We start from the raw sequence: 11,247 nt of genomic DNA on the forward strand, positions 1-11,247 counted from the left end.
GCAAGACGGTATCTACAAAAGCTGCGCAAGGCAGTTGCTGTGGGACAGAGGTATAAGCCTGTGCTCGCCAGCCTTCCCGCAAAATGGGATCCTTGCCCACCCCGAAAACCCCGGAACCTGCCATGAGCAAAACCATCCGTATCGCCGCCGCCCTCTTGCTCAATGCCCGCGGCCACACCCTGCTGGTGCGCAAGCGCGGCACCCTGGCGTTCATGCAGCCCGGCGGCAAGATCGAGCCGCAGGAGCAACCCATCGCCGCCCTGGCCCGCGAACTCAGTGAAGAGCTGAACCTCGCCATCGACCCGCACCAGGCCCGCTACCTCGGCCAGTTCAGCGCCCCTGCCGCCAACGAGCCCGGTTTCGAAGTCCAGGCCGAACTGTTCCAACTGCACATCGACATCGAGGTACACCCCGCCGCCGAAATCGAGGAAGCCATCTGGGTCGACCCCCACGCCCTCGGCGACCTGGAACTGGCCCCGCTGACGCGAGACTTGATCCTGCCCCTGTACCGCGCGTCTACTGTTCGCCCGGCCTGATTTCCCCTGCAACGGAGTGCACGATGATCCCCCTTCACGACTGGCTGCTGTTCACCGGCGCCGCCTTGCTGATGGTCCTGACGCCAGGCCCGAACATGATCTACCTGATCTCGCGCTCGATCTGCCAGGGCCGCATGGCCGGCGTCACCTCGTTGCTTGGGGTAGTGGGCGGCTTCCTGGTGCACATGAGCGCCGCCGCCCTCGGCCTGACCGCCTTGTTCATGGCCGTGCCACTGGGTTACGACCTGCTGAAATGGGCCGGCGCCGCCTACCTGCTGTGGATGGCCTGGCAAGCGGTCAAGCCCGGCGCGCGCTCGCCGTTCGAAGCCCGCGACCTGCCCGAAGACTCACCGCGCAAGCTGGTGCTGATGGGTTTTCTGACCAGCGTGCTGAACCCCAAGGTGGCGATGTTCTACCTGTCGATCCTGCCGCAGTTCATCTCCCCGGAAAACGGTTCGGTGCTGGCGCAGAGCCTGGCCCTGGGCCTGACCCAGATCGGCGTGAGCTTCAGCGTCAACCTGCTGATCGCGCTGTTCGCCGCGGGCATCGCTGGCTGGTTCGTGCGCTACCCGCTGTGGCTGGTGCTGCAACGCTACGTGATGGGCTTCGTGCTGGCAGCCCTCGCGCTGCGCCTGGTGCAGGAGCAGCGCAAGCTGGCCTGAGGCTCAACGCACCGCGCTGACCCCGTCGAGGGTAGAGAAGGAAGTGTCCTTGGCGGTCAGCAGGAAGTCGCGCATGTACGGCGCATCGAGCATGTCGGTGCGCACCGCGGCGTACAGGGTGGCGAACAGGCCCTTGTCACCCAGGCGCTTGCCCTTCACGTAACCGCGCGAGCTGTACTCATGCAGCGCCCAATGCGGCATGCCGCAGACCCCCCGGCCACTGGCGACCAGTTGCATCATCATCACCGTCAGCTCCGAGGTGCGCACCTGTGCAGGCTCGATATCGGCCGGCTCCAGGAAGCGGGTGAAGATGTCCAGGCGGTCACGCTCCACCGGGTAGGTGATCAGGGTTTCCGTGGCCAGGTCCTGCGGGACGATGAAGGGTTTGCTTGCCAGCGCATGCTGGTTGGCCACCGCCAGCATGGCTTCGTAGGTGAACAGCGGCACATAGGTGATACCGGCCAAATCCACCGGGTCGGAGGTCACCACCAGGTCCAGGTCGCCGCGCGCCAGTGCCGGCAGTGGCGCGAAGGCAAAGCCCGAGGCCAGGTCCAGCTCCACTTCGGGCCAGGCGTCGCGGAACTGGTCGATGGTCGGCATCAGCCACTGGAAGCAGCTGTGGCACTCGATTGCCATGTGCAGCCGCCCAGCCGTTCCGCCGGCCAGCCGGGCGATATCGCGCTCGGCCCCGCGCAGCAGCGGCAGGGTGGCATCCGCCAGTTGCAGCAGGCGCAGGCCGGCACTGGTAAAGCGTACCGGCTTGGTCTTGCGCATGAACAACGGCATGCCCAGGCGCTCTTCCAGTTCCTTGAACTGATGGGACAGCGCCGACTGGGTCAGGTGCAGGCGCTCGGCAGCCTCAACCAGGCTGTCGGCTTCGCGCAGGGCATGCAGGGTTTTCAGGTGACGAATTTCCAGCACCGGGGGGGCTCCATGAGAACTTTTTGAGATAAACAAAGATATGTTGAGTTTGTCTCATGTTGCCCGCGCTGCCGTCAACGCTGCCGGTGTTTACAGCGTGCTGAAGTATCGCTCGGCCAAAGGTCGACCGATGTTGCCGCGCCAGATGGGCGTCGCTTCGGCCTGTGCCTGTTGCCACTGCAGGCCGAGAAAACGTTGTGACGGTAGCTTCAGGTGGGCCTTTTCGAAGTCGGCGAAGGGCGCTTGCGCCTTGTTGTAATGGAAGTGCGCCCACCACAGTGGCTGGGGTGGATTCTGGCTCAGGTCACGCACCTCGTACTCTTGCAGGAAGTCGCGGCGGCCATCGGGTCGATTGGGCTGTTGCACCGGCGGGCCCGTCTTGACGATATCCACGCTCTCCTGGCTGATCAGGTAATCCAGATGGCCCTCGGTCGGGGTCTGGCTGGTCAGCGTTTGCCGAATGCGCAAGGCTCGGCCCTCGGCACGCAAGCCGTGGGCATGGCTGTTGAGCACAGCGATGACTTCAGCCTGCGGGTCTTGCTGGGCAATGCGTTGTGCCCGCAGGTCAAGCTCGTTTGCCTCACTAAGCATCAGCTGTTCCAGATCCACCGGCTGCATGCCCTGCTGTGCATAGCCCTGCGCGCGCCGGGTGTAGGCCGGCAACGCCTGCACCCGGGCCCGGGCTTCGCGGGTCAGGCGGCGAACATCGGTGACCACGATATCGGGGGTGATGCGATCAGTGCCTTGCAGTAGATGCCAGCGGCCGTCGGCAGCTTGCTCGTAGGTTTCCTGGCGCCCGCGTGGTCCGGTGGTGCTGAAGCGCGGGGCCGGGCCGGCCGTGACTTCTTCGCCAATCACCAATCCCTGCCCCTCAAGTTCGAAGATGCGCCGGGTAGGCGGCACCACGCCTTCAATGGGCGCAGGTCGCTCAGGTCGCGGCATTCTGCGCAGCCACGCTTCAGCCAGGGCGGTTGCCCGTTCAAGGCCTTCCTGCAACGCCACTACCTGGGTCATGTCGAAGAACTCCGGGTAGCCCGACGTCCAGGCATTGAGGGCGCGTTGGTACTGTTGATAGGTGCGGATGCAGTCATCCAGCAGGATGCGGCGTTGCGTCACATTGGAATTGATTTCGGATAGATCGCGCTGATGCCCCAGGGCGCGAATGACCTCCAGACGCTGTTGTAGATGCGGGTGCTCCAGGTAGATCCAGCTCAGGTCGTTGATGGCATCGTAGCGATTGACCAGCTCCAGCAGATTGGCAGTTTTCAACAGGTCGCGGATGTTCGGGTTTTCATAACGGATGGTTTGCCGGACTCGCGTTTTTACTTTCTGGCGAAGGTTGCTATCGAAGCCGAGGTCCGACCATTGCATGATACGGTCGCGTTGCACTTGCAGTGCCTCAACAGCTTCCAGCGCGCGAAGGGTCAAGTGCCTGCGCTGCTGCATCACGCTCAGGTAGTCGGCAAGCGTTTCCATGGGCTGCTGGTTGAGGGCGTCCAACTGGTCGAGGAAATTCGAGGTCTCCATCTGGTCTATCGTCAGTTTTTCGGCTGCACGCTGGATATAGATGTCCACGATGCGCTCGCGCAGGCCAGTGAACGCCGTTTGGTTGTTGCCGCTGGTCAAGGGCAGCAGCTCGTTCAGTTCACTGATCGCCGTTTCGGCCATGGCCAGTTCTTTCAGTGAGCGCTTGCGGATTGTTTCGAATAGCGCATCACCCTGGGGCGAGCCGTCTAGGGTGAGATGCTGACGCTGCAGGGCCACGGTGGTCTCGTGATGCGCGGACAACTGCTGGGCCTTCGACACTGATGCATTCTTCAAGGCCAGGAAGCGTCGATGCGCCTGGTCCCGCCACCAGCGCGGCAGGCGCTCACGGATTGCCAATGGCCACAGCGGGTCAAGCGCATCCGCCAGATGCCCAACCGTGTTGCCACCGCCCGCCAACCCGCCGTCCACCAGCGTGCCGTACAGCGCGCCATGGGTGTTCCATTGTCCTGATTCATCCAGTGCAATTGGCTGCTTGTAGGTTTTGCTCGCTGTGCCGCTCAGCCGCCAGGTGCGCGGGCTGTCATGCAGTTCGACCTGGTAGAGGCGGCCCTGGCAGAGGATGAAATCACCTTGCGCATGGCGGTAGACGCCGCGGTAAATGCCTTCGCTGGCCGCTTGCAAGCCCAGTAGGTCGACGGGTTCAAGGCACTCGTAGCCACTGAAGCGCTCAAGCACCCGCCGAGCCTGTTGCATGCTCGGCGCGAGGGCCTTGCGCCCAAGTGTGCCCAACGTACTCAATTGCCGCTGGCGGGCAATCGCGCGCGCCGAAACAGGCGATACCGGCACCCCCGGCAATAGATCCAGCGCCGCATCCAGCAGCGAGCACAATGCTGATTCGAGCTGGTACAGCCCCTGGCCGATCTGGCCGCGGACAAACGCGGTCACTGCCAGGTTGCTGGCGTCCCAGGCGTCGTAGAGCGCAATCGCGGTACCCACGAAAGGCAGCATGCCGAGCGCCATCTTCAGGTAGTTGAAGACCATCCCGTGTTGCAACGCGGCGTTGTCCAGGTACAGCGCGTCGTTGCTGCGGGCGCTGCTGCGGTGCGCCTCGATGAGCCGGCCCATTTGCGCATCGAGCAGGTGGTTGGCCAGCGAGGTGCTGGCCGGCCAGGCCTGGCCGACACCGATGATCTTGTCGAAGCGCTGCAAGTGCGCCTGGTTGAGCCGGCTGATATGCGCCTGGGGGTCGCCGAGCAGGGTGCGCCCGGCCAGGTAGGGGATCATGTCGTTGTCCAGGGTGCGGCGGAACAACCCTTCGCGGGCGGCTTCAAGGCTGGAGTAGTGGCGCAGGTATTTGCCGTCCGGTACGTCGGGCAGGTACAGCAGGGTCTGGCCGCTGAGCCGTTCGTGGATGAAGGTCACTCCGGACAGCGTCACGGCGTGCCCGTCGGTGTCGGTCCCGCCGCTGGTCAAGGTGGCCGGCAGCAGTTCGATTTCTCGACCATCAACCTGATAAGCCGCTCGGCTTGCCGCATCGATGGCAGTGTTGAGGATCTGGTAAGCGCTGTCGTCCAGCTCCAGTTGTACGCGGGCATATTCGCCTTGCAGCTGGAGCATCAGGCGAATGGGTTCGAGCAGGCATTCTCGGCGAAATTCGCGGCTGAATTCGGATTCCTGCGCCGCGCCCATGAAGGCATCGCGGATGCACTGCTCGTACTGGCGGGCCAGGTCCAGGGTCGTCACCGTATTGATCAGCCAGGCTTTGTCGATGCCGTTGCGCAGGGCCGCTTGCCCGGCAACGCTGCCACCCTGGATGTCGACGCGCATGAACGTCAGGCGCTGGCGCAGGTCCGCGTCGATATTCAGTTGTGCCAGCGCTTCCAGGGTAAGGGTGGTCCTGGCCTGGCTCGCCACGGGCACCAGCTTGAACGGGGTGCCCGCAGTGCCGGCGCCGCTGATGATCTCCTTCTGCAAATTGACCGCGTCCGGCACGTCGATCAATACCGCATAAGGCGCTTCAACCGCAAAGTCCTCGCGTAGCTGGCGCTGGATCCGTACCCGACTGAAGTCCTCGCGCAGGGGCAGGTCGTGCTCCAGCTGGTCGTGGGCCAGTTGCATGGCGGTGATGTAGGCATTGATCAGGGTTTTCAGGCGCAGGCGGGTGGGAGTGGGCAGGGTGGCGAGCCAGGTGGGCAAGTGCCCGGCCAGTTGGCTGCTCTGGTTCTGTTCGAGCAGTTGCCGGTAGGCCTGCTCGCGGGCCGGGTTTTCTGCGGCCAGCAGGCTGGCGCGGGTTTGTTCGATCAGTTGCTGCAATGCCTCTGCCTGCTGCACTGCGTGGGTGGCGGTGGGGTAAGTGCGCAGCAGCGCCTTGGCTTCCTGCTCGCAGCGATATAGCTGGCTTTGCAGGCTGTATTCCATCGGCTCGCTGTCCAGTGGCGCGTAGGTTATGGCCGCCTGGGTATCGTCGGAATGATGCTTGAACAGCGTGCGCTCGAGTTCGTCGCGAGAGGCGAAACGCTGCAAGCCGGCGCCACGGCCCGGCAAGTACAGCAGCACGCTGCCTTTGGTGTGTTGCACCGGGCCTTGGCTGATGAGCAATGCGCCGGCCAGTTCTTCGCTGTGGCTGACCTCGCTGTGCAACGTGAGGGTCAACGTTGCAACGCTGGCTGGCGGCGTTTCGCCGGGGTTGGACAGGGCGGCGACCAGCAGCGCGTGCTCCTGGCTGTCGAGTTGCGCCAGCGTGCGTTGCAGTTGGCCTTCGGCAAGCAGGCCTTCGATGCGTGCGCGGTACAGGGCGTCGTAGTGGGCGTTGGGTCGATAGCGCAGGGCGTAGAGGTCTTGCGGGGTACTGGCCTGTACCAGCGCTTGGGCTGCCGCGTAGGCGGCGTCTTGCGCCGCGCGCAGTCGCTGGAATTCGCTGGCCAAGGCGAGCAGGCGCGGGTCGTTGGTATCGCCCTGAAAGTCCTCGCCCAGCAAGGCCGCGAAGGCCGCTTGTTGGTTTGCAATCGAGGCTTGCCGCAGGCTGGGCGGGATATCCAAGCTGAGGCTGCCGAAGGTCGGCAGCAGTTGTGCAGGCTCGGGGGCGGGGGCACTCCACAGCGGTGCTTCTACCAGCGCGATCTGGCTGCGGCGCTGCTGGTCGAACTGATCGCTGGCCAGGAGTGACGCCGCTCCGTGGTCTGCCAGCTCCTGGCCGAAGCTGTTGTTCAAGGCCGTGAGCATGTCGCGCTGCAACGTGTTCATCCAGGCTTCGAATGCCGCGTCAATGGCCTCTGCGTCGATCAGTGGGAGCAGCCCTAGCTGGCATGCCGCACGGTTGTGCTGGCGGTAGTGATACTGGGCCAGGGCCTTGCGGGCGAGCGCCGTGCCTGGTGCCCTGGCGATCCAGTACTCTTTCCAGTGCGAGAGCAGGTAGGCGTCTGGGGCGAACGCCTTGAGGTAGTCGTAGACCTCCCTGGGCGTGAAACTCAGCAGAGCGTTGCCAGCCGGTAGTCCCTCCACTTCAACATTGGTATCGAGCAGCGCAGAGCTGGGCTGTTGATGGACGAAGGCGCAGGCCTCGCTGAGGCTGACACTTGCTGTGGGGCGGCCAGCACGGTCGAAGAACCGAAAAAGGACGTGATCGCTGTCGAGCTGCCAGTTCAGTTGCAACATCGAGGCAATGGTTGCGCGGGCACCCGGTGCATTGCCTATCAGTGCCAGCAACGCCTGTCGGCTCTGGTTGCACAGGTCGGTGGCGTAGCGCAGCAGGCGTTCATCTTGGGGGGTATTGGGCATGACAGTCGTCTCCAGTGGCAGCAGGGGCCGCCATACGGGGCGACCGGGTCGTGCCATTAGAGGGAAGGGCCGGATCGGCCGAGCTGTAGATATGTATCGGGCTTACCGTTGGGCGAGGTTCATCAAATTGTCACGCAACCGTGGCAGCGCGCTGGCATGAAGTTCATCAGACTCGCGCTCTACTGGGGATCTGCATTCTGGTGTTTTTTCATGCGGGCATTTTTGTTTTTACTGGCGCTGGTTGGCGCATCGTCTTCCTTTGCGGCGTCGCGCTGTGATGTCAACGTGCCGACCGAACGGGTGGAGCTGGCCCAGGTCAGCCTGGCCTATCAGAGCATCGGGCGCACCGGTGACCCGGCCTTGTTGCTGGTCATGGGCTTGGGTGGGCAGCTGATCCACTGGCCCGATGAAGTGGTGGTGGCCTTGTGCGAACAGGGTTTTCGGGTGATTCGCTATGACAACCGCGATGTCGGCCTGTCGACCTGGACCCAGGCCCCGCCTGGCGCCAACCTGACCTTCGAAGTGCTGCGCTACAAGCTCGGCTTGCCGGTGGCGGCGCCCTATACCCTGACCGACATGGCAGACGATGGCTTGGGCCTGATGGATGCCTTGCACGTCGAGCGCTTCCATGTGCTGGGGGTGAGCATGGGCGGGATGATTGCCCAGCACCTGGCGGCCATGGCGCCGGAGCGGGTCGAGAGCCTGACGTTGATCATGTCCAGTTCGGGGGCTGTGGGATTACCGGCGCCGGCCCCGGCGTTGGTCGAGCAGTTGGCGCGGCGTGGTGCCCCAAGTCGTGAAGCGGCGTTGGAGCAGCAGGCGGATCTGCTCGCGGCGCTGAGCAGCCCGGCGTTTCCGGATGATCGTCAGGAGCTGTTGAAGCAGGCGGCAACTGCCTATGACCGGGCGTTCAACCCGGAAGGGGTGAAGCGGCAGATCATGGCGATTCTGGCTGAGCCGAGCCGGGTAGCGCTGCTGAACAAGCTGCGCGTGCCGACACTGGTGGTGCATGGCACGGCAGACCCGCTGTTGCCAGTGATGCATGGGGTGCATTTGGCGGCGCATATCCAGGGCAGCCAGTTGCGGCTGATCCCGGGGTTGGCGCATCGCTTCCAGGAGCCGTTCAAGGCGCCGCTGCTGGCGGCGGTGTTGCCGTACCTGCAAACGCAGCGGCTGACGGATACGCACCTGGCGGTCTACTGAGGCAGTTCAAAAAATATTGAGAATGATGTCTCAATGCCATTATGTTTGCTGCGCACTGGCCGATACAACGCCAGTCTCAATCAAACATAGGGAAATGAGTGATGCAATTTTTGCGTGGGTATGCGGTGCTGTTGCTGTGCCTGATCGTTACTGGCTGTGCCAACCATCAGCCGCCAGTGGAGTTCGACCAGCAGTTCTGGAACGACAAGAACCAGGTCATCGGGGTCGCCATGACCCAGACTGCAGCACCACGTCTGATGCTGACCGGCAACCAGGGGCTGCTCGACCTGGCCATCAATACCGGGATCAACAGCAAGCTCAGCGACCATGTCAGCACCTGGGACCTGGCCGACATCAATACCCTGCCTGACGTCATCGTCAAGAAGCTCGAAGCCAAGGGCTACAAGGCCAAGCGCATCGACGAGAAAGTCGACCTGAGCAAGTACAAGGAAACCACCTTCAAGGAAGGCTACATGGAGCGTGACATCAGCGCCCTGAAAGCCACCTACGGCATCGACCGGCTGCTGGTACTGGCCATCGACAGCACTGGCGCTACCCGCAGCTACTACAGCATCGTGCCGACCAGCGATCCGATCCCGGTCATTGCCGGGCGCGGCATTCTGGTGGACGTGCAGGACAGCCGCCTGCTCTGGTTCAAACCCTTCGCCGTGACCCAGCCTGCCCAGGGCGAGTGGGACCAGCCGGCCTACAGCAACCTGTCGAATGCCTTCTATCAGGCGCTCGACAACAGCCGCCAACTGCTCGTCACGCCGTTTGCCCAATGAAGCGTGGGGTGTTGCTGGCCCTGCTGCTGAGTGGTTGTGCGCAGCAGGCGCCACGCCCGGCGGATATCCATGACCCGACGGCGCTGCGCTACCTGAACGAGCACGGTGCGCGGGTCGAGGTCCAGGTGCCGGCCACGGGCTGGGTCGATGCAAGCCTGATGATTGATCCCAAGCAAGCCGAAAAGGCGCGGGAAACCAATCATTCGCTGGCCCACAGTGCCACCTCGGGTGGGGGCGCGCTGGGCCTGTTGCTGGCCAGCGCGATCAACACCCAGATCGGCAGTGCGGCGCTTGAGCGTGAAGCCGAGCACGATGCCAAGCAGGCGGCGCAGAACATGGCGGTGGTTCTTGATGACCACCCCTACAACGGCCGTTTGCAGCAGCGCTACAACGAGGCGAGCAACAATGCCGGGCTGCGCCCGTCCACCGGCGCGATCAGCGCGCGGTTGGTGATCAACCCGCAGGTGATGATCAGCCCGGACCGTGGCAGTTTTGTGCTGGTCAGCCAGGTCGAGCTTCAGGACCTTGGCGGTTCGTTGCTGTATCGCGCACGCATTGAAGTGCAGAGCCTGTCGTTCCGGCGCTGTGGCGAGCATTGCGTGGACGATGGCGGGCTGGAGCCGGAGAAGATCAATGCCGTGCTGGAGGGGTGCATTGACGAGTCGATGCGCGTGCTGGCGGCCGACCTCAACCCGGTGCCGGGGTCGCCTGCCAGGGAGCAGACGGTGCGCTATCTGCTCGACGGGCGACGTGTGGTGGAGCGGGGGCGGTTGTTGCCGTCGTCAGACCAGTACACCCGCTATCGCAACCTCGAAGGCGCGCTCAAGGCCGTGCCGGTGGCGATGCTGCAAGCGGCGCAATGAAGTCTCTGTGAGAGCCGGCGTTGCCGACGGAGCAGGTGGTGTCTGGACGCTTGATCGAGGGGCTGAGGGCCCCTTGCGCCCTGACGGCGGGTCACTTTTAACGGCGTGTATAGACCGCAGACATGGTGGACACTTTCGGCATGGTGGCATCAGTCCGACGTGAATGAGCGTATCGCCACAAGGTAGGTGTGCCCCCTGGACCGTGCTCGATTGCCTCGAGCCCAGGCCAGGCGGGCTTTACAGGGTAAAGGCAAGCAGCGGGCCAGCGTTTACTCTGGTGGGCGATGCGGTGAGGGATTGCTGATGCTGTCGGCCAGGGAGTTGGCCAATCCATAAGCCAGTTCCACCGTTTGCTGGGTGCATTGCATGAAGCCCAGGGACGGGTCGCTGGCCAGCTCGATGGCCTGGTTGCAGGTGATGCTGGCGCACTTGAGCAGCAGCGAGATATGCGTGAGGGCGTCTTCGGCGCTGATGCCGGGGGCGACGCAGAAGATGTCATCGTGCTCGAGGCAGTGGCCGATGGAGTGGGGGGTTGTGTAGCAGTCGGCTAGCGGTGGGCCGGGGACAGTTTGGGTCATGGCACATTTCCTTTTTTAAAAAGTGAAACTGCCAGCAGGTCGTCGCCAAACGATTGGGTGGCAGCTGCGCATGGGTTGGCGAACCAGGAAAGGAAAAAACCCGGCAGGGCCGAAGCCCTCCCGTGCGCAGACTGCCATAAACGTATGACATGTCTTCCTAATTGACCCGGATCGCCAAACCCGATCACTGAGTTTTCAGTGACTCACCGAGCCTACTGGCAGGGTGAATGGGCGGCAATCTGGACTTTTCAGAAGATCGAGTAGGATACGTCGTAGGACCTAGGGTGGCTATGTAGGCACTTTCTGTTTCTTCAGTAGGAATACTGATGGCCTTTGTGGGAGCTGGCCTTGCCAGCGATGCTTTTGATGGGTTTTTTGTGAGCTTATCCATTGAATTTATTGGGCTTTTTGGCCTCTTCCGCCCTTACGGCGGG

At 63.2% G+C, this 11,247-nt stretch carries 8 protein-coding genes; 5 read left to right on the forward strand and 3 right to left on the reverse strand.

The genetic code is table 11. The features are described from left to right. Positions 1-122 precede the first annotated feature (122 nt). Positions 123-536: an NUDIX hydrolase gene (locus M5G11_RS24870; RefSeq protein ID WP_273913533.1), complete on the forward strand. Its 414-nt coding sequence runs from the start codon at positions 123-125 to the stop codon at positions 534-536. A gap of 23 nt (positions 537-559) precedes the next feature. Next, positions 560-1,198: a LysE family translocator gene (locus M5G11_RS24875; RefSeq protein ID WP_273913534.1), complete on the forward strand. Its 639-nt coding sequence runs from the start codon at positions 560-562 to the stop codon at positions 1,196-1,198. A 3-nt stretch (positions 1,199-1,201) separates the two neighbouring features. Here the strand turns inward: M5G11_RS24875 and metR are convergent, their stop codons facing one another. Both metR and M5G11_RS24885 read right to left on the reverse strand, forming a co-directional pair. Then, positions 1,202-2,119 (reverse strand): transcriptional regulator MetR, encoded by a 918-nt coding sequence (metR, locus tag M5G11_RS24880; RefSeq protein ID WP_273913535.1) that lies wholly within the window; start codon positions 2,117-2,119, stop codon positions 1,202-1,204. Positions 2,120-2,209: 90 nt separating this feature from the next. Next, positions 2,210-7,384 (reverse strand): dermonecrotic toxin domain-containing protein, encoded by a 5,175-nt coding sequence (locus M5G11_RS24885; protein ID WP_273913536.1) that lies wholly within the window; start codon positions 7,382-7,384, stop codon positions 2,210-2,212. A gap of 210 nt (positions 7,385-7,594) precedes the next feature. Here M5G11_RS24885 and M5G11_RS24890 point away from each other — a divergent pair, with 210 nt between their 5' ends. The 3 genes from M5G11_RS24890 to M5G11_RS24900 all read left to right on the forward strand — a co-directional run bounded on the left by M5G11_RS24890 (position 7,595) and on the right by M5G11_RS24900 (position 10,235). Further along, entirely contained in the window at positions 7,595-8,587 is a 993-nt protein-coding gene (locus tag M5G11_RS24890) for an alpha/beta fold hydrolase (protein ID WP_273913537.1), read from the forward strand. A 101-nt stretch (positions 8,588-8,688) separates the two neighbouring features. Further along, positions 8,689-9,372: a hypothetical protein gene (locus M5G11_RS24895; RefSeq protein WP_273913538.1), complete on the forward strand. Its 684-nt coding sequence runs from the start codon at positions 8,689-8,691 to the stop codon at positions 9,370-9,372. Next, a complete protein-coding gene (locus tag M5G11_RS24900) occupies positions 9,369-10,235 on the forward strand; it encodes a hypothetical protein (RefSeq protein WP_273913539.1) in 867 nt (288 codons plus the stop codon). Before M5G11_RS24895 ends, M5G11_RS24900 begins: the two co-directional genes overlap by 4 nt. A gap of 269 nt (positions 10,236-10,504) precedes the next feature. Here M5G11_RS24900 and M5G11_RS24905 read toward each other — a convergent pair whose 3' ends face one another. Further along, positions 10,505-10,813, reverse strand: coding sequence for a hypothetical protein (locus M5G11_RS24905; RefSeq protein ID WP_273913540.1), 309 nt, complete (start codon positions 10,811-10,813; stop codon positions 10,505-10,507). Positions 10,814-11,247: the final 434 nt, after the last annotated feature.

It is taken from the genome of Pseudomonas fontis (assembly GCF_028656955.1).
Taxonomy (GTDB): Bacteria; Pseudomonadota; Gammaproteobacteria; order Pseudomonadales; family Pseudomonadaceae; genus Aquipseudomonas; species Aquipseudomonas fontis.

Excerpts from the sequence above, each read along its gene's own strand:
- M5G11_RS24870 (WP_273913533.1), top strand. The coding sequence starts at position 123 with ATGAGCAAAACCATCCGTATCGCCGCCGCCCTCTTGCTCAATGCCCGC.
- M5G11_RS24875 (WP_273913534.1), top strand. The coding sequence starts at position 560 with ATGATCCCCCTTCACGACTGGCTGCTGTTCACCGGCGCCGCCTTGCTG.
- M5G11_RS24885 (WP_273913536.1), bottom strand. The coding sequence starts at position 7,384 with ATGCCCAATACCCCCCAAGATGAACGCCTGCTGCGCTACGCCACCGAC.
- M5G11_RS24890 (WP_273913537.1), top strand. The coding sequence starts at position 7,595 with ATGCGGGCATTTTTGTTTTTACTGGCGCTGGTTGGCGCATCGTCTTCC.
- M5G11_RS24895 (WP_273913538.1), top strand. The coding sequence starts at position 8,689 with ATGCAATTTTTGCGTGGGTATGCGGTGCTGTTGCTGTGCCTGATCGTT.
- M5G11_RS24900 (WP_273913539.1), top strand. The coding sequence starts at position 9,369 with ATGAAGCGTGGGGTGTTGCTGGCCCTGCTGCTGAGTGGTTGTGCGCAG.
- M5G11_RS24905 (WP_273913540.1), bottom strand. The coding sequence starts at position 10,813 with ATGACCCAAACTGTCCCCGGCCCACCGCTAGCCGACTGCTACACAACC.